Raw genomic sequence first — 25,479 nt, 5'->3', positions numbered from 1 at the left:
TCCCCATCTCCCCTCAGGAGAGCCCCCTATGCTGGCTGACGCCGTCGACAACCGGCTGGCCCGAAATCCCGTCGCGATCGTGGGGCTGGCGGGACTCTTCCCCCGGGCGATGAACGTGCGGGAGTTCTGGAACAACATCGTGGCCGGCACCGACTGCACCGAGGAGGTCCCGGCCACCCGGTTCAGCGTCGCCGACTACTTCGACCCCGACCCCTTCGCCGAGGACAAGACCTACTGCCGGCGCGGCGGTTTCCTGCCCCCGTTCCGCTTCGACCCGCGCGAGTTCGGCATCCCGCCGAACACGCTGGACGCCACCGGGCTGATCCAGCTGCTCAGCCTCCATGTGGCCAGGGATGTGCTGCGGGACGCCGGCTGCGACACCTCCGCCTGGTACAACCCGGCGCGGACCGGGGTGGTGCTGGGAGTGTGCGGCGGGAGCTCGAGCATGATGCCCCTGGCGGCGCGGCTCCAGACACCCGCGCTCAAGGCGGCGGTCCTGAGCTGCGGTCTGAGCGAGCGGGACGCCGAGGAGATCGCGCGCCGGTACACGGCGGCCTTCCCGCCCTGGACGGAGAACTCCTTCCCCGGCTTCCTCGGCAACGTCGTCTCCGGCCGGGTGGCGAACCGCCTCAACCTCGGCGCGTTCAACGGCACGGTGGACGCCGCCTGCGCCAGCTCCCTGGCCGCGCTGCGGATGGCCGTCAGCGAGCTGGTCGGGCACCGCGCCGACCTCATGATCACCGGCGGGGCCGACGCGGACAACACCATCTTCTCCTTCATGTGCTTCAGCAAGACCCCTGCGCTCTCGCCGAGCGGCGAGATCCGCCCCTTCGACGAGGACGCCGACGGCACCCTCGTCGGGGAGGGCATCGGGATGCTGGCGCTCAAGCGGCTGGCCGACGCCGAGCGCGACGGAGACCGGATCTACGCCGTCATCCGCGGCCTGGGCACCTCGAGCGACGGCCGGTCCCAGAGCATCTTCGCGCCCTGCGGAGACGGCCAGCTCACCGCGTTGCGCCGGGCCTACGAGGACGCCGACTGCGCGCCGTCCTCGGTCGGTCTGATCGAGGCCCACGGCACCGGCACCTCCACCGGTGACGAAGTGGAACTCGGCGCGCTCAACGCGCTGATGGCAACGCCCGATGACCGGCGGTACGCGGCCGTCGGCAGCGTGAAGTCCCAGATCGGGCACACCAAGGCGGCGGCCGGCGCGGCCGGGCTGATCAAGGCGGCCCTCGCCCTCCACCACAAGGTGCTGCCCGCCACCATCAACGTCCGTACCCCCAGCGCCGCGGCCCGGCAGGAGGACGCGGCGCTGTACGTCAACACCACCACCCGCCCGTGGATCCGCGACCCGCGGCGCCCGGTGCGCCGGGCGGGAGTGTCCGCGTTCGGCTTCGGCGGGGTCAATGTGCACGCCGTGCTGGAGGAACACCAGCCCTTCAGCGATACGCCGCGCACGCTCCACACCACCCCGCGTGCCCATCTCTGGCACGCCCCGACCCCCGAGGCGCTGCGCGAACTGCTCGAACACGGCGAACAGCCCCCCACCCCCGGCGAGATTCCCGCCGACCACGCCCGGCTGGGCTTCGCCGCCACCGACGACACCTACCCCGACATGCTCGCCAAGGCCGTGGCGCAGTTCGACGCGCACCCGGGCCTCGCGAGCTGGACCCACGCGGACGGCATCTGGTACCGGGCCGCCGCGCTCCCCTCGGGCGGCAAGGTGGCGGCGCTCTTCGCCGGCCAGGGCAGCCAGTACGTCAACATGGGCCGCGAGGCGCTTCTCTCCGTCCCGCCGGTGCGTGCCGCCTTCGACGCCGCCAACGCGCTGTACGCGGACGGGGGTCCGCATCACGAGCTGCTGTCCGACGTCGTCTACCCGGCCCCGGGGCGGGACGGGAAGGATCTGCGGCGCGCCTCCGAGCGGCTGCGCCGCACCACCTACGCCCAGCCCGCCATCGGCGCGTTGTCGATGGGGCAGTTCCGCTACCTCTCGGAACTCGGCTTCGCGCCGGACGGCGTGCTCGGCCACAGCTTCGGCGAGCTGACCGCCCTGTGGGCCGCCGGCTGCCTCGACGACGCGGGTTTCCTCGCCGCCACGGCGGCCCGCGCCCGGACGATGGCCCCGCCCGCCGACGCCGCCGGGCACGACCCGGGCGCCATGGCCAGTGTGCGCATCCCGAACGCTCAACTCATCGCGTTGATGGGCGAGTTCCCCGAGCTGCACGTCTGCAACCGCAACGCGCCCGAGGTGGTCGTGGTCGGCGGTCCCACGGCCACCGTCGAGCGGTTCACCGCCACGTGCGGCGAGCGACGCATCCCGGCGCAGCGGCTGCCTGTCGGGGCGGCGTTCCACACCCCGCACGTCCAGCACGCCGTCTCCTCCTTCGCGCGCGGGATCGCCGACATCCCGCTCCACGCCCCACGGGTTCCGGTGTACGCGAACACGCCGGGGGCGGGCTACGGCGACGACCCCGAGGCGAACCGCGGGATCCTGACCCGGCAGATCATCAACACCGTCGACTTCCAGGCCAGGCTGCGGGAGATGTACGCGGACGGCTTCCGGGTCTTCGTGGAGTTCGGGCCCAAGCGCACGCTCTCCCAGTTCGTCGAGCAGACGCTCGGCGAACACGGGGTGGACATCGTCTGGACGGACATCGGCACCGGTGGCGACAGCGCCCTCGCCCTGAAGCAGGCCGCCGTCCAACTGGCCGTTCTGGGCCTGCCGCTGCGCGGCATCGACCGGCACGACGAGCCGGTGCCGCCGCCCCCCGTCGCGTCCGCGGTGGCCCGGGTCCTCGACGGCCCGCAGTTCGCCACGTTCGCCCGCCAGGAGGAGTACCAGCGCGTCCTCGGCACGCCCTACCGGTCGGCCGAGCCCGTCGTCCGGGAGCCCGAGCCCGTTGCCGAGCCGCAGCCCATTGCCGCCGCTCACGACGATCCGCTGGGGCGCGCCGCGGCCGAGCACCTCTCCATGCACACCCGCTATCTCGACGGGCAGCTTCGGACCGCCGACCAGCTGGTGAGCCTGCTGAACGAGGGCGTCGGCAGCGGCTCGCCCGAAGCGGTCCTCGCCGGGATCACCGCCGTCCGCGACCACAGCGTGGCGCTCGGCGAGGCCCACGCCCGCGCCAGCGAGGTGCTGACCGATCTGCTGCGCCTTCCCGGGGGCGGGACACCGACGGGGTATACGCCCCATGGCACGCGCAACGGCACGTCCGAGGGACACGCGCTCGGCACACCGCCGCACGCCGACCGGCTCCCCTCGATGGACGGGCCGCCGGAGATCCCGGCCCCGGTCGAACCCGTCGAGGCCGGCAAAGCCGTCATCACCGGTGAACTGGTCGAAGCCGCCGCGCCGAACAACAAGTCCGCGCTCGAGATGCTGCGCGACACCGACTTCGACGCCGCGATCGACCCCGAGCTCCGCGCCGAGCTGGCCAACCTTGATCCCCTGGAGATCGAGCAGGTGATGCGCGAGGTGGTGGCCGAGAAGACCGGCTACTCGATCGACATGATCGATTCCGACATCGACCTCCAGACGGAGCTCGGCATCGACTCCCTCAAGCAGTTGGAGATCGCCTCCGAGCTCTGGCGCCGCTACCCGGTGTTCTCCCGTGAGGAGATCTTCCGCTTCACGGCGGCCCGAACGGTCAGGGACTTCGCCACGCTGATCCCCGAGGTGCTGAAGAACCCCACCACCAATCTCCGCGTCGCCACCTCCGTACCGCTGGGCCGGGCGCACATCGGCTGGCGCCCGCTGCCCGAGCCGGACCTGCTGCTCGGCGCCTATGGCCAGGAGCCCTGCGCGGTACTGGTCGACGACGGCGGGGAGTTGGGCGGCTGGGTGGCCACGGCGCTCCGGTCGCGCGGCTGGCGGGTCGCCCGGCTGGCGCTGCCCGGGACCCCGGCCGCGTCGGGAGAGACCGAACCGGACACCTGGCACCTGGCCGACTGGGGCGAGGAGAGCCTGGCCGAGCAGGTCGGCCTTCTCGGTGTCGCGGTGCCACGCGTCGACCTGTGTCTGCTCCCCTTCAGCCACGACCCCGAGGTCGACCGCGAGGACGCGGTGCGCCGCCTGGCCCACGCCGTCCTGGTCGCCAAGCATCTGCGTCAGCCCCTCACCGGGGCCTCGGCCGACGGCAGCCGCGCCGGGTTCGTCGCTATCACCCGGCTCGACGGCGCGCTCGGCTACGCCGGGTCGGGCGGCGCGCCCGAGCGGGCGCTGGCCGGCGGCGTGACCGGGCTGGTCAAGTCGCTGGCGCTGGAGGCGCCCGAGCTCTTCTGCCGGACGGTCGACCTGGCTCCCGAGCTGACCGAGGAGCAGGTCGGCGCCTGCCTCGCGGGCGAGATCGCCGACGCCGCCGTCGACCTGCACGAGGTGGCCGCCGGGCCGGCCGGGCGCCGCACGCCGGCCCTGGTCGCCGAGCCGGTCCCGCTGATCGGCGCGGCAGCACCGGACGGCCGGGACGGGGCCGTCGAGCCGCCCGCGGAGCTGACCACCGGCGATGTTCTCCTGGTCACCGGCGGAGCGCGGGGCATCACCGCCTGGTGCGCCATCGCCCTGGCGCGGCAGGTGGCCTGCGGCTACCTGCTGCTCGGCAGCACACCGCCGGCCGACGAGCCGGACTGGGCGGCCGGGCTCGACGGCCGGGAGGAGCTGACGGCGGCCGCCGCCGACCAGCTGCGCGCCACCGGCCAGGACCCGGAGGAGCCGGCCACCGCCGAGCTGATCGCCCGGCAGGTACGCGGGATCACCGCGGGGCGCGAGATCCGCGCCACCCTGGCCGCCCTGCGTGAGGCCGGAGCCGAGGCCGAGTACGTGGCCGTGGATCTGACCGACGCCGCGGCGGTGCGCGCGGCGCTGCGCCCGCACGCCGACCGGGTCACCGGCGTCGTCCACGGGGCGGGCGTCCTCGCCGACCAGTTCCTCGCCGACAAGGACCCGGAGTCTGTCGGGCGGGTGCTGGCCACCAAGCTGACCGGCCTCGGCAACGTACTGGACGCGCTCGACGCCGAACGCCTCCGTCACCTGGTCGCCTTCACCTCCGTCTCCGGCATCTACGGAAACCTCCGGCAGGCCGACTACTCCCTGGCCAACGAGGCGCTGAGCCGGTTCGTCTGCGCCTGGAAGGCCAGGCACCCCGGCCGCCACGCCACCGCCCTGGCCTGGGGGCCGTGGGCCGGCGGCATGGCCACCCCCGGCGTCCAGAAGCTCTTCATGCAGCACGGGGTGCCGATGCTCGCCCGGGACACCGGTACCGGCTACTTCACCGAGCAGATGAGCCCCGAGCACGCCGCGGACCTGGTGACGGTCATCGGCCCGCTGGAGCCCATGTACCGGCGGGGCGAGACGCTGCCGGACGGTGGCGTGGTCGTGGAGCGGCGGATGGCGGCGCTCGCCGACGAGCCGCTGCTCGCCGACCACCGCATCCACGGCTGGCCGGTGCTGCCCCTGACGGCCGCGGTCGGCTGGGGCGTGCGCGTCGTGGAGGCGATGCACGGCGGGCAGCCGGTGATGGAGTGCCGCGACTTCCAGATCAGCAAGGGGCTGGTCTTCGACGGCACGGCGGAGGACGACCGCTTCCTGCTGACGGTCTCGCCGCCCGAGGGCGGGGACTCGAACGCCATCGGCGTCCGGCTCCAGAGCGAGCGGGAGGGCGCCGCGCCGGTGCTCCGCTTCGCGGGAGGCTTCCTGCTCGAGAAACGGGCCGCCCAGCCGCAGGACATCGAGCTGCCGCCCTACGAGCTCCCCGACTTCGACCCTCAGACCCACGAGGCGTACGACGGCTTCCTCTTCCACGGGCCGACCCTGCGCGGCCTCGGCCCGACACTGGAGGAGCAGCCGGGCAGGCTGGTCCTCGCCGCCCGGATGGCCGACCCCGTCTTCGGGCAGGGCGCCTTCGCCGGGGCCAGGTACAGCCCGGCCCTCACCGATCTGCTGCTCCAGGCGGCGGCGCTGCTCGGCCGCCAGCGCCTCGGCCTGCTCTGTCTGCCGGTATCGGTGGAGCGGGTTGAGCTCTTCGCGCCGCTGCCCGCGGACGCGCCGTTCGTCCTCGTGGCCGAATCCGTCGAGGAGAGCCCGCTGCACCTGATCTGTACGGTCACCGCCTGCACGCCGGAGGGCAAGGTGCTCCAGCGGTGGGGCCGGATCGGCATGATCTTCACCTCGCCGGAGATGAAGGACAGCGGCATCTTCCTGCCCGCGGAGCGCGGGGGGCGGCATGGCTGACACCGGCACTCCCGACGGCACCGACGGCGGCACGACCGTCGCCGTCGCCGTCACCGTCGAGGAATCGGGCTTCGGAGGCGTCGAGGAACTGGGCTTCGAAGGTGAGCCGTTCCTCGTTCCCGTCCCGTCCGCACCGTCCGTACCATCCACTCCGCCCGCCCCGCACACCTCACCGCGGGCCCTCGGCGACCTGAGCCACCTCGCGCGCGACATCGCCGACCGGGTCGGCCGCGCGCACGCCGCGGTGCTGGAGGCCCACGAGGCCGTCCAGCGCCACCTTCTCGCGCGCTGCGCGCCGGGCGCGCGGCCTCCGGCGGCGCCCGCGCCGCAACCCACGGGACGCATGGACGGCCCGGCGCGCGTCGAGCTGGTCCGGACGGTCCCGGCGGACGCGGCCTACAGCGTGTCGGGCCAGGCCGATCCGGCGTGGATCCTCGACACCGCCGCGGCGGCCTTGCCACTGCTCGGGGAGCGCGGTCTCGCCCCGGCCGGAACCGTCCACCGGCCCGGTCGTACCGTCCTCACCTGGCACCGGGGGCTACCGGAGGCCGGAGCGGAGCTCCTGGTACGGGCGGGCGCCGAGACCGTCCACCGCGACGAGCGCGGCATCCGCTTCACCTTCGACTGGCAGGTCCACGCCGAGGGGAACCTCCTGGTGGAAGCCACCGGCACGGGCGGCTTCCTGACGCCCGAGCACGCCGCCGAGCCGCTGCCGGACGAAACCCCGTGGCCGGAGCGTCAAGTTCCGCGCTACCCGAGGCAGTTCCGCCCGCTCGCGGTCACCGGGCGGTCCCGGCTGACCTGGCAGGAGCTGCGGGCCCTGGCCAGCGGATTCCTCGCGGAGGTCCTCGGCCCCGACTTCGAGGGAGAGGGCAGCGGCCCGCGGCTGCCAGGACCCGCTCCGCGGCTGATCGGCAGCGTCACGGAGGCGACCTGCGAGGGCGGCCGGTACGGGCAGGGCAGGATGACCGCCCAGCTCACCTTCCACGGCGGCGGGCCGGCGCGCGGAGCGGACGCCAGCGCGCTGCTGGCCGAGGCCGTCTCCGGCGCCCTCCAGGTGTACGCGCTCCGCTGCGGGCTGCATCTGTGCCTGCCCGACGCGCGCTTCCAGCCCTGGGACGGCGGCCCGGCCGCCATCGAGGTGATCGACCCGACCGCGCTCGGCGCCGCCCTGCGCTGCGAGGTCGATGTGGCCGAGGTGGGGCTCGTACCCCGCCCGCACGTCGTCGCCGACGCCGTGGTGTTCGCCGGCGACCGGCCGGTGGCCCGTCTGCACGGCATCGGCGTCGCCCTCCACGAGCCGCCGGGCACCGAACTCGGCGCCCTGACGATCTGGGAGGCGCGGGACTCCTCCGCCGCCCACGATTCGCTGCGGCAGCGCGGCGCGCCTCAGCGGATGCTGCTCGCCCACTCGTCCGAGGGCGACCTGTCGGCCGTCACCGGAGAGATCGAGGCATCCTCGGTGACCGTACGGCCCCGGCTGCCGCGCGGCGACCTGCTGATGGTCGACCGGGCCCTCGACTACGACGCCGAGCCTCTGGACTTCCGGTCGGGTGCCACCCTCACCAGCGAGTACGGCGTCCACCCCGACCCCTGGTTCTGCCGGGAGAACGGCTCCGGCGCCGTGCCCAATCTGCTGTACATGGAGTCAAGCCTTCAGGCCGCCGCCCAGTTGAGCGCCATCCAGGGCATCCTTCACCAGCACCGCGACAGCGCCTTCGTCTGCCGGAACCTGGAGGGGCGCGCCACCCTGCTCCGGCACGCCGACCCGCGCGGTCTCGCCCTGCGGCACCGCATCACGCTGGCCGACCACTCGAAGCTGCCCGGGGCGATCCTCCACCGCTACACCTATCAACTCAGCCTTCCCGACGGGCCGGTCTACTCGGGTGAGTCGGTCCATGGCTTCCTCACCAAGGAGGTCCTGGACAACCAGCAGGGGCTCGACGGCGGACAGTACGTTCCGCCCTGGCTGGACCGCCTTCCGACGCGGCCCGCGGGGCTCCGCCGGCTCGATCTCTCCCATGACACCCGGCTCGGCCGCGGACGGTTCGCGCTGCTGCGCGAGGCCGACCTGGTGCCGGACGGCGGTGAACACGGCGCCGGATACCTCCTGTGGGAGCGGACGGTGCCGGAGGACGACTGGTTCATGGCGCACCACTTCCGCTTCGACCCGGTGATGCCCGGTTCGGTGGGCGTCGAGGCGCTGTTCCAGTCCGTCGCGGCATACGCGCTGCACACCGGCCTCGCCGACTCCCTGCCGGACCCGGCCGCGCGGCCCGCGGCCCATGTGGAGCTGGCCTGGAAGTACCGAGGGCAGATCACGCCCGGTCACCGCCGGATGCGCGGCGAAGTGCACATCCGCCGGGTGCGGCGTCAGGGCGATGGTCTGCTCCTGGTCGCCGACGGCAGCGTGTGGCGCGACGACCTGCGGATCTACCAGGTGGACAACATCGGCGTCGAGATCCTGCCGAAGACCGGTGGGACCGTGGACGAGAAGGTGCGGCCATGACGGTGCGATACGACCCGGACGGGGTGTACGCCGTCCTCGCCGACCTCGACGCCCCCTGCTATGTCGTCCGTAACGGGGATCGGGTCGGCGCGAGCGCCGAACCACCCGCGGCGGGCGGCCCGTTGGCCCTGCTGGCCGCCGCCGGGCCGATGCCGTCCACGCGGCTCGGCGAGTCCGGCTTCCGGCGCCGTCACGGCGTGTCCCACGCGTATCTCGCCGGTTCCATGGCCGCCGGCATCGCCTCCGAGGAGCTGGTGGCGGCGCTGGCCCGCGCCGGTTTCCTCGCCTCCTACGGCGCCGCGGGCCTGCCCCCCGAGCGGGTCGAGCGGGCCCTGACACGGCTCGCCCGGGAGATCCCCGGCCTGCCGCACGCCGCCAACCTCATCCACGCGCCGCACGCCCCCCAACTGGAGCGTGCGCTTGTCGACCTCTACCTGGGGTACCGGCTGCGCTGTGTCGAGGCCTCGGCGTTCGTCCAGCTCACCCCCGACCTGGTCCGCTACCGGGTGGCGGGGCTGCGCACCGGCCCCGGTGGCGGGGCGTACGCCGAGAACCGGCTGATCGCCAAGGTGTCCCGCGCCGAGGTGGCCGAGCGGTTCCTGCGTCCGGCCCCCGAGCCGATGGTCCGCGCCCTCTTCGAGCGCGGCGAGATCACGGCCGAGCAGGTCACGCTGGCGCGGCTCGTCCCGATGGCGGACGACCTGACCGTCGAGGCGGACTCCGCGGGACACACCGACCGCCGCCCGCTGGTCACCGCGCTGCCCGCGATGCTGCGGCTGCGGGACCGCGTCGCCCGCGAGCTGGGCCACGCGGTGCCGCCGGTACGCATCGGCGCGGGCGGCGGCATCGGCACCCCGGAGGCGGCGCTGGCCGCCTTCAGCCTGGGCGCCGCCTACGTCGTCACCGGCTCGGTCAACCAGGCCTGCCTGGAGGCGGGCACCTCGCCGGCGGTCAAGGCCCTGCTCGCCGCGGCCGGGCCCGCCGACTACGCGATGGCCCCGGCCGCCGACATGTTCGAGGGGGGCGCCGAGGTCCAGGTCCTCCGCAGCGGCAGCCTCTTCGCCGGCCGGGCGCGCAAGCTGCACGAGCTCTACCGCGCCCACGCCGGCCTGGACGAGATCCCCGCCCCGGACCGCCGGCGCCTGGAGGCGAAGGTGTTCCGGCGCCCGCTGTCCGAGGTCTGGCAGGAGACCGCGGACTATCTCGCCGAACACCACCCCGAACAGCTCCTCCGCGCCGAGATCGACCCCAGGCACCGGATGGCCCTGGTCTTCCGCTGGTACCTGGCCCAGTCGTCCCGCTGGGCCGTCACCGGCGCCGAGCGCGCCGCCGACTACCAGGTCTGGTGCGGGCCGGCGATGGGCGCGTTCAACGAGTGGGCCGCCGGCTCCGTCCTGGCCGATCCCGGCCGGCGCCGGGTCGCCGAGGTGGCGCGCCATCTGCTGCACGGCGCCGCGTTCCACCGCCGCCTCGCCCACCTTCGCTTCAGCGGGGTGCGGATCCCGGCGGCGTGCGCCTCCTATCGCCTGCCACCGGCGTCCTCGGCGGTGTCCGTCACATCTTGACCCGGCACTCGCCCGAAAACGGCGTGCATTCACACCACGGACGTCAATTCGGGTGCTCTGTGGCGGTTTTGATGGGGTGACTATTCAGCCGCGTCAAACGTGATTAGTCTATCTCCGCATCGGAGGGTGTTCCCGGCACTTCCGCGCTCTCCACCTGGGATGACGTGCGGCTTTTTCCCGCGGACGGACGCCTGGCCGGTGGGTCGTCGCTGTCGTGCTAAGGACATGGTTCATGGATTCGCAACTGCCTCCCGATTCGGACACCTCTGCCGCCCCCTCGGACCTGTACTCCCTCACCTCTGTGGAACCCCTGATGACCAGGGAATTCGAGACGCGGCCCGCGCAGGTGTACGAGCGGTTGCGCAACCGGTACGGCCAGGTGGCGCCGGTGGATGTGTTCGGTGCCCGCGCATGGCTGATTCTCGGCTTCAACGAGGTCCGGGAGGTGATGCGCGACGAGAGCCACTGGAAGAAGGACATGGAGAACTGGCGCGCGCTGCGCGAGGGCCGGGTGGCGTCCGACTGGCCACTGATGGCGTCGCAGGGGTTCGGCCACATGCTGCTGCGCGACGATGAGCGGCACAAGACGACACGCCAGGCCGTGGACATGGCGCTCAAGCCGTTTCAGGACCCGGGCGAGCCGCAGGCCTTTGCGCTGAACCAGGCCGTGTCCCGGCACATGGACGAGCTGATCACGTTCTTCGCGGAGGGCGCCACCAGCGGGTGGGTGGATCTGTGCGCCCAGGTCGCGCGGCCGCTCCCGCTGATGGTCCTCAACCGGCTGTTCGGCTTCCCCGTCGAGCAGGGCGACGACATCTTCATGGACTCCTGGCGGATGGTGGACGCCGGCCCTGACGCCGCCGCGGCGGCCGAGCGGCTGGTGAAGGCGACCACCGAGCTGGCCGCCTACAAGCAGTCCCATCCCGGTGACGACCTGACCACGCGGCTGCTGGCGGCCGACCCGCCGCTGTCGGTGGAACAGGTCGGTATCGAGCTGTACGCGATCCTTGTGATCATGTCCGAGCTCGTGGGCCACTCGATCACCAACAGTGTGCTGGAGGTGCTCACCGGAAATTCCGGGGTGCGGACCAGCCTCACGACCGGCCATGCCGACGAGTTGGTCAACCGGGTGCACATCGCCTCGCCACCGTGGACCAACTGCACCTTCCGTTTCCCCGTCGCCGACACGGACCTGGGGAACTTCCGGCTGGCGGCCGGCGACGCGGTCATGGCGTCGATCGCGGCGGCGCACGGGGACCCGCAGTTCCTGAGCGCGATGGACCACGAGGCGTCCAAGAGCTCGCGTGCCCATCTGGCGTGGGGTACCGGCGTACACGCGTGCCCGGGGCGCGGGCTCGCCGACATGATGGTGACCACGGCGGTCAGCCGGCTGTTCGAGCGGTGTGACTTCGAGCTGGGCCTTTCGGTCGACCAGTTGCCCTGGCGCTCCTCCACCTATGTGCGTGGCCTGCGGTCGTTCCCGGTCCGCTTCCGGATGCGGGAGGCGAAGAACACCACCGCGCGGAGCGCCCCGGCCGCCGGTGCGGCGGGCGATTCCACGGCGCAGGAACCCGTGGCGGCCGCCACCTCCGCGGAGCAGGACCGGCCCCGCTCCGCGTTGTGGCGCTTCCTCGCGAGCCTGCGACGTGGCGGCCAGCCCTGACCGTGCTTCGCGGCGACGCCGTGGCCGGGTGGCCTCCGGTGGCCGAGTGGCGACCCCGCCCGGCCGCCGGAGAGCGTGCGTCAGTCATTAATTATGAATACATCTTGACAGGGTTTCGGGCCCCACCCACGATGAACGCACTTCACTGAGCCTTCGTCGCAGGAGCCGCCTGTCATGTTGTCTCTGCACGCCCAAGAACCCCCCACGCCGCTGACCGGCCATCTGCCCATGGGCAGTTCCGCTTCCGCTCCCCGCTCGGTGACGGTCGACAGCCAGAGCCTGATCAGGGACGGCCGCCCGTGGATCCCGGTGATGGGCGAGTTCCACTTCAGCCGCTGCCCGGCGGCCTGGTGGCGCGAGGAACTCCTCAAGATCAAGGCGGGTGGTGTGGACCTGCTGGCCACCTATCTGTTCTGGAACCAGCACGAGAACGAGCGCGGCACACTGCGCTTCGACGGCGATCTGGACCTGCGCCGTTTTGTGACCCTGTGCGGTGAGCTCGGCCTGGCTGTGGCGGTGCGGATCGGCCCCTGGTCCCACGGCGAGTGCCGCAACGGCGGCTTCCCGGACTGGCTGACGGAGACGGGCTGCACCCCGCGCACCGACGACGCGGCCTATCTCGCGCTGGTCGAGCCCTACTACCGCCGCGTCGCCCACGAGTTGCGCGGTCTCTTCCATGACGACGGCGGCCCGATCGTGGCGGTCCAGGTCGAGAACGAGCTCTACGACCAGCCCGGGCATCTGGCCACCCTGCGGCGCATGGCCGAGGACTCCGGCATGCGCGCACCCTTGTGGACCGCGACCGGGTGGGGCGCGGCGGACATTCCGCGCGACACGTTGCTGCCGCTGTACGGCGGCTACCCGGAAGCGTTCTGGGAGGACGCGTACGACGGGTGGACGCGGGAGATGCGCCGCCACTACTTCTTCACGCCGATCCGCGACGATCACGCGATCGGTGCCGACCTGCGCTCCACCGCCCCGGTCGGCACCGGCCCCGACCCCCGCCGTTATCCCTACGCCACCTGCGAGTTGGGCGGCGGCATGGCGATCGCCTACCACCGCCGGCCCCTGGTGCCGGCCGAGGACATCACCTCACTGGCGCTGGCCAAGCTCGGCAGCGGCTCGGTCTGGCAGGGCTACTACCTGTATCACGGCTGCTCGCAGCGGCTGGACCTCAAGGAGCCCAACCAGGAGAGCCACGACACCGGCTATCCCAACGACCTGCCGACGGTCAACTACGACTTCCAGGCTCCCCTTGGCGCGTACGGACAGGTCAGGCCCTCCTTCCACGCGCTGCGTCTGCAACACCTGTTCCTGCGCGGCTACGGCGCCGAACTGGCGCGGATGCCGCTGTGGCTGCCCGACGCCCGCCCCGCCTCGCTCGACGACCGCACCACGCTGCGCTGGGCCGTTCGCTCGGCGGGCGAGCGGGGCTTTCTGTTCGTCAACAACCACCAGCCGCACGAGACGCTGCCCGACCACCACGGCGTCCGCTTCCGCGTCCACCTCGACGGCGGACGCACCGTCACCCTGCCCGCGCGGCCCGTCTCCGTGCCCTCCGGCGCGCACTTCGTATGGCCGATCGGGCTGGATCTCGGCGCCGGGCTGCACCTGGACTGGGCCACCGCCCAGCCCGTCACCCGGCTCGAGTCGGACGGCGCCACGCTGACCGTACTGGCGGCCGTCGACGGCATCCCCGCTTCGCTGTCCCTGCCCGCGGACGTCCGGGTGGAGGGGCCGGCGCGGGTGGAGCGCGGCGCCGACGGCACCCTCGTCACGGTCACCGAGCCGGGCACCGGGGCACTGCTGACCTTGACCGCCCCGTCCGGCGGCGCCCGGGTCCTGGTGCTCCCCCACCGCGAGGCGCTGCGGCTGAGCCGACTACGTGTCTTCGGCCGGGACCGGCTGGTACTCAGCGACGACCTGGTGGTCGCCGACGGAGACGAACTGCATCTACACCTCGCCTCCTCGTCCCCGTCCATCGCCCTGCTGCCCGCGCCGACCGCCTTGCGGGGAGCGGGCGTCGGGCTTCCCGCACCGTACGGCATCTTCACCCGCTGGCCGCTGAACCCCGCACCGCGGCTGCCGCAGCCCGCGCTGGAATGCCGTCACGCGCAGGCCGTCGCCGCCCCGGCCCGCACCGGCGGCTCCCATCGGCGCGCCTCCGCGCCGCGCGAGGAGGACTTCGACAAGGCCGCCGTGTACCGCCTCACCATCCCGGCGTCGGCCCTGGACGGAGAGGGGGAGGTGCTGCTGCGGCTGCGCTACACCGGGGATGCCGCCCGTGCGTACATCGGCGGGACACTCGTCGCGGACCACTTCTGGTATGGGCCCGACTGGGAGATCGGGCTGCGCCGCTTCGCCGACGCCGCCGTGCGGCACGGCGTGGAGATCCGCGTCCTGCCGCTGCACCCCGCCGCGCGCGTCCATGTCGACGCCTCGGTGCGCGAGGGCCTGGACGCCGCCCGCACCCGGGCCGCGGTCGAGGCCGCCGAGCTGGTGGCCATCGCGCGCGCCACCCTCGTCGGCTCCACCGGCACGGCGCTGCCCGCGCCGAACGCCTACCGCATGGCCTGACGGCACGCCCGGGGTGCGGTCACCATTCCGCGAACGACCCGTCGTCGTGTCGCCACACGGGGCTGCGCCAGTCCCGCGCGCTGCCGTCGGCACGGCGCACCGCCTGCTCGTCGACCTCGATGCCCAGGCCCGGGCCGAGCGGGCGGCGGAGGTGTCCCTCGTCGAGCCGGAACACCTCGGGGTCGATGACGTAGTCCAGGAGTTCGGCCCCCTTGTTGTAATGGATGCCGATGCTCTGCTCCTGAATGAGGAAGTTCGGGGTGCTGAAGGCCACTTGGAGACTCGCGGCCAGCGAGATCGGCCCCAGCGGGCAGTGCGGGGCGAGCAGCACGTCGAACGTCTCCGCCAGCGACGCGAGGCGCCGCACCTCGGAGATGCCTCCCGCGTGCGACAGGTCCGGCTGGAGTACCGCGATGCCCGCCTGGAGCGCGGGGAGGGCCTCGGTGCGCGAGTAGATCCGCTCGCCGGTGGCGATCGGGATCGCGGAGGCCGAGACCACGTCGCCGAGCCGGTGGGCGTACTCGGGCAGGACGGGTTCCTCGACGAACAGCGGGTGCAGCGGTGCGAGATGCGGCAGGATCCGGCGCGCGTTGGCGGCGCTGAACCGCCCATGGAAGTCGATCGCGAAGTCCCGCTCGGGCCCCAGCGCGTCGCGGGCAGTGGCGGCCCGTTCCACCACGGCGGCGATGTCGGCGGCGGTGGCCAGCCGGTTCATCCGACCGCAGGCGTTCATCTTGACGGCGGTGAAGCCCGCCTCCACCTGTGCCCTCACGGCTTCCGCGACCTCGCCGGGCTCGTCGCCGCCCACCCAGCTGTAGGCCCGCACCCGTTCGCGCACCGGACCGCCCAACAGCACATGGACCGGCACCCCGAGCGTCTTGCCGGCGATGTCCCACAGCGCCTGGTCGATTCCGGCGACGGCGCTGGAAAGCACCGGGCCGCCGCGATAGAACGACCCCTTCGTCATCACCTGCCAGTGATCCTCGATCCGCATCGGATCCCGGCCGGCCAGATACTCGGCGAGTTCGTGAACGGCGGTGCGGACCGTGGCCGCCCGCCCCTCCACGACCGGCTCGCCCCACCCCACCGCTCCTTCGTCGGTCTCGATGCGGCAGAACAGCCAACGGGGCGGAACGGCGAACGTTTCGACCTGGGTGATTCTCAAGAGTGTCGCTCCAAAGGCAGGCATGGGAGGACCGGACAGGGCGTGGTCGCCCCGGGGCTCACGAGGAGTTCTTCAGCACGCTCCAGCCGCCGTCGACGACGAGCGAGGCCCCGGTCACGAACGAGGCGTCGGCACTGGTCAGGAAGGCGACCGCCGCGGCGACCTCCTCCGGCCGGCCGAGGCGTCCCACGGCGGTCTCCCGAGCCGCTGCCCGCCGGTCCGCCTCGCCGATGCCGTCCCAGGCCCTGGTCAGGACCGGTCCCGGCAGCACGCTGTTCACCCGGATCCGGCCGCTGTACTCGACGGCCAACTGCCGGGCCAGCCCCGTGAGCCCGGCCTTCGCCGCGGCGTACGCGGGCCGCCCGGGCAGTCCCACCAGGGCGTGCACCGAGGAGACGAGCACCACGCTGCCGCCCGTCGAGATCAGATCGTCCAGGCAGGCGCGCACCCCGAGGAACGACCCGGTGAGGCTCACGGCCAGCTGCCGGTTCCACTCGGCCTCACTGGTCTCGTGGGCCGCCGCGACACGGACCGCGTAGGCATTGCTCACCAGCGCGTGCACGGGCCCGAAGGCCTCGCGGGCCGACCGCACGGCCTGGGTCCATGACGCCTCGTCCGAGACATCGCAGCGCTGGAACCGCGCGCTGCCTCCGGCGTCCCGTATGGCCGCGGCCACCGCCGCGCCTCCCGGCTCGTCGATGTCGGCGACGACCACGCGGGCTCCCTCGGCGGCCAGCCGGTGAGCCGTGGCGGCGCCGATACCGGAGGCCGCACCGGTGACCAGCGCGCACTGCCCGGCGAGGCGGTCCGGGCACGGGGTGGGGGTGGGATGCACGGAAGGACTCCTGCGGGTGGCGGCAGCAACTCACCGCATTAAATATGAATTAATGCGATGTGCCAAGAGGTGACGCAAACGTCGAGGCCGCAGCGCACAGCGCTGCGGCCTCGTCAACGCCCTGCGGCGTCGCGGTACCTAGGGGTGGATCCCGGGGAACATGAGGACGTCCCGCTGCTGTTCCGCGAAGGCGGCGTAGGTCGTCCGGCGCAGTTGCTCGTCCCGCTCGTGCCGCTGCCGCGGGTCCTCCAGCTGCTCCTGTTCGCTCAGCGCGCGGGAGGCGTTGACCATGAGCCGGGTGCGCTCGCGGCGTTGGTCCTCATAGCTGCGCAGTCCGGCGGTGAGATCGCCGGACCCGGCCAGTGTCCCGGCCAGGACGACGGCGTCCTCGATGGCCATCCCGGCCCCCTGGGCGAGGCTGGTGAGCATGGGATGCGCGGCGTCTCCGAGGAGGGTGACCCGGCCGTCGCCCCAGTGCTCCAGGAAGGCGCGGTCGCGGGCCGGGATGGCGATGATGTCCTCTTCGGGCGTCGCGCGGATGGCGGCCTGGACCTCGTCCGCCCAGCCGGCGTACGCCTGGACGATCTCGTCCTTCGTGCCCCGCCAGTCGGCGGCCCGCTCGACGGACATGTTCTTGGTGCCGAACCAGTAGGTCTGTCCGTGGCCCACGTCCAGCAGTCCGAAGCGCTGTCCGCTCCCCCAGTAGTGCAGGACCGAGCCCGTCTCGAAGCTGGGGTGGCTGAACGGGACGATGGCGAGCCAGCACACATATCCGGCCTCGTAGACCGGTTCCGGGCCGGTGATCTGGCGGCGGATGGCGGAGTTGATCCCGTCGGCCCCGACCACGATGTCGCCGTGGGCCCGGCTGCCGTCGGCGAAGCGCACGGTCGCTCCGTCCGGTCCGTTCTCATAGCCCACGGCGGCGGCGCCGAGGGTGATGGGGGTGTCTCCCACCGCCTCCAGGAGGCCCTGTTGCAGGGCGCTGCGGCTGATGACCACGGTGGGCGGCAGCCCCAGCTCCTCGCTGAGCTCCGGAATGGGATACCAGGTGATGTGGTTGCCCTCCGCGTCGTTGATGCCGAAGCGCTGGAGGACCTGCCCGCGTTTTTCCAAGCCGATGTCGATGCCGAGGGCGTCCAGCGCGGCGCCGCCGTTGCTCAGCACACCCAGGCCGGAACCGGCGGCTCTTAATTCGGTGGCGCGCTCGTACACCTCGACGTCGATGTCGACCTGGCGCAGAGCGGCGGCCAGTGTGAGGCCGCCGATCCCCGCCCCGATGACCACTGCTTTGGGCCGGTGGGATGTCATGAGGCTCAGGTGTCCCTTCGGAGATGGGTTGAGGGGTGCAGGATGTCGGCGACCGTCTTGGCCACGTGGGCGACGCCGGGCTCCTCGATCATGGAGAGGTGATCGCCGGGGATGCCGATCACCTGGATGAGGCCGGTGGTCATCCGCCGCCAGCCGTTGGTCGGCTCGTAGTGCAGGCTGCCCGCGGCGCCGTGCATGGCCTCGAGGATCGCGGGCAGCGGTTCGTCTGCCCGCAGGAGGACGATGTCCTGGTCGACGGTGTCCGGCCGGTAGTCCAGGGTGGCCAGCCAGTTCGCCCGGTAGAGGCGGAACAGGCGCCTGATGACGGTTCCGGAACTGTCGGCGGGCAATACGCCCAGGTCGACGGCGCACCGCGCGATGTGTGCGAACTTCGCGTCCAGCGTGGTGGCGTGCTCGGGCATCTCCTCCAGTGGCGAGGCGCCGCCGCGTACGGGCCAGAGCAGTTCCCAGAAGAACCAGCCGAGCAGCGCGTCCTCGGTGTACAGCTCGCGCAGTTGTGGGTTGAGGGCGACGGTGTCCAGGATCAGCACCTCGGCCCGCTCACCCGCCGCGCGGAGTTGGCAGGCCATTTCGAAGGCGACGAAACCACCGAAGGAGTAGCCGCTGATCTTGTACGGGCCTTCGGGCTGGATCCGTCTGACCGCGGTGAGGTAGCTGCGGGCCATGTCGGCGATGGTGTCCAGCGGTTCGGTGCCGGGGTCGGCGCCGGTTGCCTGGAGGGCGTACAGCGGCTGCTCGGGGTCGAGGTGTCTGGAGAAGGGCAGGAAGCACAGCACATTGCCGCCCATGGGATGGACCAGGAACAGCGGGGTCCGCGAACCCGCCGGGTTGAGCGGCACGATCGGGTCGAAGCGGGCCGGTGCCGTCGCGCCCGAGCGCAGCCGGGTGGCCATGGCGGCCACGGTCGGCGCGGCGATGAACTCCGACAGCGGGATGACGGTGCCGAAGCGCTGTTCCAGCGTGGCGATGAGCCGCATCGCGGTCAGTGAGGTGCCGCCCAGGTCGAACATGCTGTCGTGGATGCCGACTTCGGGCAGATGCAGCAGGTCCGCGAGGATCTCCGCGAGGGCCTTTTCGAGCGGGGTGCGCGGCGGGGTGGTGTCGTGGTCGGCGGGTGCCTCGAGCGGTATGGCCCGCAGGGCGGCGTCGTCCCGTTTCCCGCTGGGGGTGGACGGCATGGCGGGGAGCCACTGGACGTAGGACGGCACCATGTAGTCGGGCAGCGTCTCCCGCAGCCTGCCGCGCAGCGCGCCGGTGTCCACCGTCGAGCGATCGCCGGTCAGGAAGGCCACCAGGACCGTGTCCGTGCCGGGGCGGCGGTGGGCGACGACGGCGGCTTCCGCGATGCCGGGATGGCGGGGGACGAGGTCGCGGATGGCCAGCTCCACCTCGGCCGTCTCGACCCGGAATCCGCGGACCTTGACCTGGGTGTCGGCGCGGCCGGTGCACACGATCTCGCCGCTCGGCAGCGCGAAGCCGAGGTCGCCGGAGCGGTAGAAGCGGCCGGGTGTGCCGGGCAGCGTGACGAAGCGTTCCTTGGTCAGGTCGTCGCGGCCCAGATAGCCGCGCGCGACCGAGGCGCCCCCGAGGTACAACTCGCCCGTCACACCCGGCGGCACGGGGCGCAGCCGCGGGTCCACCACGACGACCTGGGCGCCGTCGACGGCGGTGCCCACCGGGGGAAGGTCCGGGAAGTCGGCCGGCGGCCCGGTCAGGGTGTGGCGGGTCACCACATGGGTCTCGGTGGGGCCGTACTGGTTCTCCAGCACCACTCCGGGCAGGGCCGAGCACAGACGCCGGATCTCGTCGGTGATCCTCAGCTGTTCGCCGCTCGAGACGATGACGCGCAGCGCGGCCGGTGCGATGCCCAGCGCCTCGGAGGCGAGCGCCAGTTGCTGGAGGGCGATGTAGGGCAGGAAGATCCGCTCGACCCCTTCCTGGTGCATCAGGCGGACCAGGGCCGGCATGTCCCTGCGGATGTCCTCCGGCACCAGGCGGAGTGTGCCGCCCGCGCACAGGGTGGAGAAGATCTCCTGGAGGGAGACGTCGAAACTCAGCGGAGCGTACTGGAGGGTGATGCCCTGCGAGGCGCTGCGGGCGCGATTCTGCCAGGACACGAGGCCCGCCAGCGTGCGGTGGGGGATGTCGACCCCCTTGGGCCGCCCCGTGGAGCCCGAGGTGAACAGGACGCAGGCGGTGCTGTCCGGGGTGAGCGCCGGGAGGGGTGCGGCGGGCGCGTCATCGGTGGGCGGCTCGGCGATCTGCTCGAACCGTACGGTCGGCGCGTCCTGGTCGGGGAAGGCATCGTGCCGGCCGGCGACGACAAGGAAGGGGTCGGCCTCCTCGATCATGCGGGAGAGCCGTTTCGCGGGGTATCCGGTGTCCAGGGGCATGACCGCCGCCCCGGCCCGCATGATGCCGAGGATGGCGGCGATCACCTCGGGTGACCGGTCCGCGGCGACACCGACGACGGCGCCGGGCCGCACGCCCAGGGCGATCAGGTTGCGGGCCACGGTCGCGGTCACCCGGTCGAGCCGCGCGTAGGTCCATCGCTCGTCGTGCGTCGTCAGGGCGAGGGCGTGCGGGGTGCGCGCGGCCTGTTCCGCGAAGCGGTCCACCGCGCTCCGTGCCACGTCCGTGGCGGGCGGAAGCGGCTGCGGCACGGGCGTGAGGAAGTCCCAGCCGGGCTGTTCCAGGGGATGGTGGATCAGGTGGCCGAGGATGCGCGTGTAGGAGTCGGCGAAGAGCCTGACCTGATCGTGGGTGACCGTCTGTCCGTCGTTGTCGATGCGCAGCCAGATGTTCTGGTCGACGGGGTCCGTCACGGCGTTGACGAGGAGCGTGAAGTTGGTCTCCTCCACGGTGCGGAAGTCCATCAGCTCCAGCCCCGGCTCCCCCAGTGCGTCCGTGAGCTGCTGGAACCGTACATAGTTGAAGACGGTGTCGAAAAGCGGTCCAGTGCCGCGTTCCTCCTGGATGGCGCTCATGGGGTAGTGGCGGTGGGGATACGCGCCCTGCTCGCGCCGGAACGCCTCCCGTACCGCCTCGAGCCAGCTGGCCTGGGCCGTGTTCACCCTCATGGGCAGGGTGTTGAGGAACAGGCCGACCATGCGCTCGGCGTGGGGGTGTTCCGGCCGGCTGTGCGCGATGAGCCCGGTCATGATGTCCTCGCGGCCGGACAACAGTCGCAGTGTCATGCAGTGGGCGGCGAACAGCACCGACTTGACCGGCAGCGCCTGCTCGCGGGCGAACGTCCGGACGTCGTCGCCGAGCCGGGCCGGCAGGTTGAAGCGGTGCGACGCGCGTCCACTCGCGGACGACGGGGGCTGGTGCGGGCGGAACGTGCCGATCGAGACGGGCTCGCTTCCGGCGAGCTCCGCCCGCCAGTACCGGCGGTCGGCCTCCGACGCCAGGGCCCGGCGCTCGGCCAGCAGGTGTGCGGCGGGCGAGGGCAGCCGGACCTCGGGCGCCGGGGTCGGGTGCAGGCCCAGGGCGTGCCCGTAGTCGCGCAGCAGCTCGCCGATGAGGTTGGCGACGCTCGCACCGTCCAACAGGGCGTGGTGGAAGCTCAGGACCAGGTCGATCGCGGAGCGGCGGATGTGGACGCGCAGCGAGTACAGGGGCGCGGTGTCGAAGGCGTACTCGTGGTGGCGGCGTTCTTCGATGTGCCGCAGCACCTCCGTTTCCGCGTCGTCGCCGTCACGGGACCGCAGATCGACGACTTCGAGGCCGTCCTCCATGGGAGGGTGCACCAGTTGGAGCGGTTCGGTGAACCCGGCCAGGCCGAAGCTGGTGCGCAGCGCCGGATGGCGCCGTACGAGCCCGCCGAAGGCCGCGCGGAAGTGCTGCTCGTCCCAGTCGCACCGCAGTGTGTAGCGGAACACGTCCTTGTAGAGGGAGGATCGACGCTGCTGACGGCTGTGGTAGATCAGGCCGAGTTGCATGCGAGTGAGCGGGTAGGCGTCCGAGGCCGAGCCCAGCCGTGCCCGGTCGATACCGGAGACCGTCTCGAAGGGGAGCGGTCCGCACTCGGCCACGTCGGTGGGGGATCCGTCGTGGTGGGCCCGCGCGGCCAGGCCGGCGACGGTGGAGTGCCGTACCAGGTCGGCCAGTGAGAAGCGCAGGCCGCGCTGCTCTGCCAGGGCGCGGATGCGCAGCATTTGCAGCGAGTCGCCGCCGAGCGCGTAGTAGTCGTCCTCGGCGCCCACCGGTCCGCACCGCAGCACCTCCTGCCACACGTCCGCCACGATCTCTTCGGCGGAGGTCAGCGGGCGTGAGACCGGGGCGCCGCCGCGGGCCACCGGTTCCGGCAGCGCCCGGCGATCCGCCTTGCCGTTGGGCGTCAGCGGAATGCGGTCGAGTGGCACCAGCAGTGCCGGCATCATGAACTCCGGCAGCGTGTCGGCGAGATGGCGGCGGATGTCCGCGGCGGCGATCCCGTCCTCCGCGACGTAGTAGCCGACCAGGTGGACACCCCGCTCGTCATCGGTGCGGTCCACCACCAGGGCGTCCCGGACCCCGGGCACGGCGATCAGGGCCCTGCCGACCTCGCCCGGCTCCACGCGGTTCCCACGGATCTTCACCTGGTCGTCGAGGCGGCCGAGGTATTCGAGCGTGCCGTCGGCGAGCCATCGCACGAGGTCACCGGTGCGGTACAGACTGCCTTCGCCGGTGAACGGGTCGGCGATGAACCGCTCCCCGGTCAGGGCGGGCCGGTTCAGATATCCCGCGGCCACCCCGGCGCCGCCGATCCACAGCTCGCCCGGGACCCCCTTGGGCTGCGGCTGCCCGTTCCGCCCCACCACATACAGACAGGTGTTGTCGATCGGCCGTCCGATGGGCACACGGCCGACGGGGCGGCCGGGCTCCCCGGGGCAGTCGTGGAACGTCACGTCGACGGTGGCCTCGGTCGGGCCGTACAGGTTCACCAGGGCCGGCGTGGCCCCCTCGGCGTCGTGGAAGAGCCGGTTGAACCGGTCGACACGGGCGGCCGGCAGCGCCTCTCCGCTACAGAAGACCCGGCGCAGCGTCCGTGTTCCGGCGTGTACGTCCGGGCTCTGTTCGACGGCGTCGAGGAAGGCCCCGAGCATGGACGGCACGAAGTGGGCGACGGTGACGCCCTGGTCGCGGATGGTCCGGCCGATCACGCGGGGGTCCTTCTCACCGCCCGGCGGCAGCAGGGCCACGCTGGCCCCCTCGATGGCCCACCAGAACAGCTCCCACACGGACACGTCGAAGGACACGGGTGTCTTCTGGAGCAGTACGTCGCCCTCGCCGATGGGGTACGCGCGCTGCATCCAGGCCAGCCGGTTGACCACCGAGTGGTGGCGGACCAGCACGCCCTTGGGCCTGCCGGTGGAACCGGAGGTGTAGATCACATACGCGAGGTCCGAGCCGTCGGCCGACGGCTCCGGCGGGGAGTCGTCGCCGTGCAGCAGGTCCGGGACGCGGTGCACGGGCACGCCCGCCGCCGTCGAGATCCGTGGCCCGCTCTCGTCCGAGGTCAGGATGGCAGCCGGGCGGCTGTCGTCGAGCAGGAAGCCGATGCGCTCGCGCGGATATCCCGGGTCCACCGGGACATAGGCACCGCCCGCCTTGCCCACGCCCATCAGCGCGACGAGCAGGTCCGGGCCGCGCTCCATCATGACGGCGACCCGGTCGCCCGGGCCCACGCCGTCCGCCCGCAGCGCCCGGGCGACCTGGTTGGCGCGCGCGTCCAGTTCGGCGTAGGTCAGGACGTCGTCGGGGCCCGGGCCCACCACGGCGATCCGCGCCGGGGCGCGGGCGGCCTGCCGCTCGAAGAGCCCGGAGAGGGTGGCGTCCCGTGGATACGCGACGCTCTCTCCCCTGCCGTGCCGGATCAGCTCCGCCCGCTCCGCGGCCGGGAGCATCGGCACCGCGGATATCGGCCCGTCCGCCATGTCCACAGCCGCTGCGAGGAGGTTTTTGAAGTGCTCCGCCATCCCTTCGACCGGGAAGTCGTCGTCGAAGACATCCGTGGCGTAATCCAGGTCGAAGCGGATTTCCGGGGAGTTGTCGAAGTCGAGCACCACCACCGAGAGGACATCCTGCTCATGGCAGGGCGATTCCATCGCCGTCTCGACATCGATGCCCGGGCCGGGGTCCGGGCGGCCGGTCCGGAGGTAGGACAAGGTGACGTCGAAAAGCTGCCGGTTTCCGCCGTGGGAATCGCGTAATCGGCGCACCACGTCCCCCAGCGCCGCCCGCTCGTGCACGCGCAGCGCGCGGGTGGCGGTCCGCGTCCGGTTGACGATGTCGCGCAGCGGCATCCCATGGTGGGGGGGCAGGCGCAAGGGCAGGGTGTTTGCGAAATGCCCCACCGTATCCATGAATTCCCGCGGCCGGTTCAGCACCGGAACGCCCAGGGTCACCTCTTCGGCGCGGTGTACCCGCGACAGATACGCGCCCAGCACGGTGGCGATATAGGGAAACAGCGGCAACTGGGCCTTGCGGACGCGGGCCGCCCACGAACGGTCCAGGCTGAAGGAATAACGCGCGGCTTCGCGGGGGGCGCTCGTCGGCTTCCTGGGGAACAGCGCGGGGACCGCGCCGGCGAGGGCGGAACAGTGGGCGGCCAGGTCCGCGGTGTTCTCCTCGGATCCCTGGTACGCGGCATCCCGCTCGGAGAACAAGCGGTACGACGGCGCGCTGTTCTCCGCGGCGGTGGCGCCCGCCGTCATCGACGCACAGCCGTCGAGGATCTCGGCGCTCACCTGTTTGAGCGCCCAGCCGTCCATCACCAGGTGGTGCGCGACCAGCTGGAGGTGCGTCACGCGGGCGCTCTCCACCAGGAGCGCCGCCCGGACCATGGGCTGATCGCGCAGCGGCATCGGACGCTGCTGGAATGCGCGCACCCAGCGGCGGCAGGCCGCCGCCGGGTCGCCTTCCCGTGACAGGTCGGCCGTCTCCACGACGGGGATCCGGGGCTCGACCCACTGAAGAGGTGTCCCGTCCCGCTCGTCGAATCGCAGACGCAGCGCGTCATGACGCCGCAGGACCTGCTCGACGCATTGGCGGAGGACGTCGAGATTCACGTTCCCGGTGAGCTTCTCGTACAGCGAGACGTTGTACTGCGGTGATTCCTCGGATTGTGCGGCGGAGACCCATATGTCGAGTTGATATCGCGTTAAAGGGAAGGGCTCGGGCGAAGTCATTGTCACGATCTCCGGGTGAGACGATGAGGGTCGGCTACCGGTCGAACGAAAGAATGAGAAGACCGAGGTGAGGGCGCGCCAGAAGGCACCCACGGCGTTTCCCGGACGGGAAACGGTGAGCGGCCCGCGCTTCCGCGTCGGCGTAAGGGAAATCCAGTTCGTCGATGGCCGGGAAGCGCGTACGGCGGTCCCGGGTCAGGGAAGGAGAACAGGGAACTGCACTGTTCCTTGAATTTCTTCTTATCGACAGTCGGCGGACCTGCGCGGAAAGGGCGGCTCGGCGAACGTAGCTTAGCCTGCGCCAGAGAAAGCGGCCACTGTGACGTGCGCCACTTTATCCTTGCGATGAACGGTGGCTGATACTCCGTTTTCAATCCCCGTCGCTTCAAACCGTGAATTCTCCCATATTTTCCGGGTGAGTTGCCG

General features: G+C 72.1%; 9 protein-coding genes. 5 read left to right on the top strand and 4 right to left on the bottom strand.

What is annotated here, in order from left to right; translation table 11 throughout:
• Window positions 1-28: 28 nt before the first annotated feature.
• The 5 genes from ACH4S9_RS31575 (at window position 29) to ACH4S9_RS31555 (ending at window position 14,549) form a co-directional block, all read left to right on the top strand.
• Window positions 29-6,235 (top strand): SDR family NAD(P)-dependent oxidoreductase, encoded by a 6,207-nt coding sequence (locus ACH4S9_RS31575; RefSeq protein ID WP_398374947.1) that lies wholly within the window; start codon window positions 29-31, stop codon window positions 6,233-6,235.
• Window positions 6,228-8,744 carry a hypothetical protein gene (locus tag ACH4S9_RS31570; RefSeq protein WP_398374945.1) on the top strand — a complete coding sequence of 839 codons (2,517 nt, stop codon included), beginning with the start codon at window positions 6,228-6,230 and terminating at the stop codon, window positions 8,742-8,744. Before ACH4S9_RS31575 ends, ACH4S9_RS31570 begins: the two co-directional genes overlap by 8 nt.
• The gene (locus tag ACH4S9_RS31565) at window positions 8,741-10,309 is read left to right on the top strand and encodes a PfaD family polyunsaturated fatty acid/polyketide biosynthesis protein (RefSeq protein ID WP_398374943.1); all 1,569 of its coding nucleotides are present in this window, start codon (window positions 8,741-8,743) and stop codon (window positions 10,307-10,309) included. Before ACH4S9_RS31570 ends, ACH4S9_RS31565 begins: the two co-directional genes overlap by 4 nt.
• Window positions 10,310-10,622: 313 nt before the next feature.
• Complete coding sequence (locus ACH4S9_RS31560; protein ID WP_311723930.1) at window positions 10,623-11,972, top strand: cytochrome P450; 1,350 nt, start codon at window positions 10,623-10,625, stop codon at window positions 11,970-11,972.
• Between the two features lie 174 nt (window positions 11,973-12,146).
• Window positions 12,147-14,549: a beta-galactosidase gene (locus ACH4S9_RS31555; protein ID WP_398374941.1), complete on the top strand. Its 2,403-nt coding sequence runs from the start codon at window positions 12,147-12,149 to the stop codon at window positions 14,547-14,549.
• A gap of 19 nt (window positions 14,550-14,568) precedes the next feature.
• Here ACH4S9_RS31555 and dgoD read toward each other — a convergent pair whose 3' ends face one another.
• The 4 genes from dgoD to ACH4S9_RS31535 all read right to left on the bottom strand — a co-directional run bounded on the left by dgoD (window position 14,569) and on the right by ACH4S9_RS31535 (window position 25,053).
• Window positions 14,569-15,714 (bottom strand): galactonate dehydratase, encoded by a 1,146-nt coding sequence (gene dgoD / locus ACH4S9_RS31550; RefSeq protein WP_385343704.1) that lies wholly within the window; start codon window positions 15,712-15,714, stop codon window positions 14,569-14,571.
• 58 nt (window positions 15,715-15,772) lie between these two features.
• Window positions 15,773-16,549 (bottom strand): SDR family NAD(P)-dependent oxidoreductase, encoded by a 777-nt coding sequence (locus ACH4S9_RS31545; RefSeq protein WP_311723927.1) that lies wholly within the window; start codon window positions 16,547-16,549, stop codon window positions 15,773-15,775.
• 138 nt (window positions 16,550-16,687) lie between these two features.
• Window positions 16,688-17,857 (bottom strand): FAD-dependent monooxygenase, encoded by a 1,170-nt coding sequence (locus ACH4S9_RS31540; RefSeq protein WP_398374939.1) that lies wholly within the window; start codon window positions 17,855-17,857, stop codon window positions 16,688-16,690.
• 5 nt (window positions 17,858-17,862) lie between these two features.
• Window positions 17,863-25,053 (bottom strand): amino acid adenylation domain-containing protein, encoded by a 7,191-nt coding sequence (locus ACH4S9_RS31535; RefSeq protein WP_398374937.1) that lies wholly within the window; start codon window positions 25,051-25,053, stop codon window positions 17,863-17,865.
• Window positions 25,054-25,479 lie beyond the last annotated feature (426 nt).

Source organism: Streptomyces sp. NPDC021225 (assembly GCF_044332865.1).
In the GTDB taxonomy this organism is placed as follows: domain Bacteria; phylum Actinomycetota; class Actinomycetes; order Streptomycetales; family Streptomycetaceae; genus Streptomyces.
The sequence above is the reverse complement of the archived record's forward strand: the minus strand, read 5'-3'. Positions and strand labels throughout refer to the sequence as shown.

Bases quoted from the DNA above. Each gene is read 5' to 3' on its own strand.
- ACH4S9_RS31555 (WP_398374941.1), top strand. From the start codon at position 12,147: ATGTTGTCTCTGCACGCCCAAGAACCCCCCACGCCGCTGACCGGCCAT.
- ACH4S9_RS31565 (WP_398374943.1), top strand. From the start codon at position 8,741: ATGACGGTGCGATACGACCCGGACGGGGTGTACGCCGTCCTCGCCGAC.
- ACH4S9_RS31560 (WP_311723930.1), top strand. From the start codon at position 10,623: ATGACCAGGGAATTCGAGACGCGGCCCGCGCAGGTGTACGAGCGGTTG.
- ACH4S9_RS31575 (WP_398374947.1), top strand. From the start codon at position 29: ATGCTGGCTGACGCCGTCGACAACCGGCTGGCCCGAAATCCCGTCGCG.
- ACH4S9_RS31535 (WP_398374937.1), bottom strand. From the start codon at position 25,053: ATGACTTCGCCCGAGCCCTTCCCTTTAACGCGATATCAACTCGACATA.
- ACH4S9_RS31540 (WP_398374939.1), bottom strand. From the start codon at position 17,857: ATGACATCCCACCGGCCCAAAGCAGTGGTCATCGGGGCGGGGATCGGC.
- ACH4S9_RS31570 (WP_398374945.1), top strand. From the start codon at position 6,228: ATGGCTGACACCGGCACTCCCGACGGCACCGACGGCGGCACGACCGTC.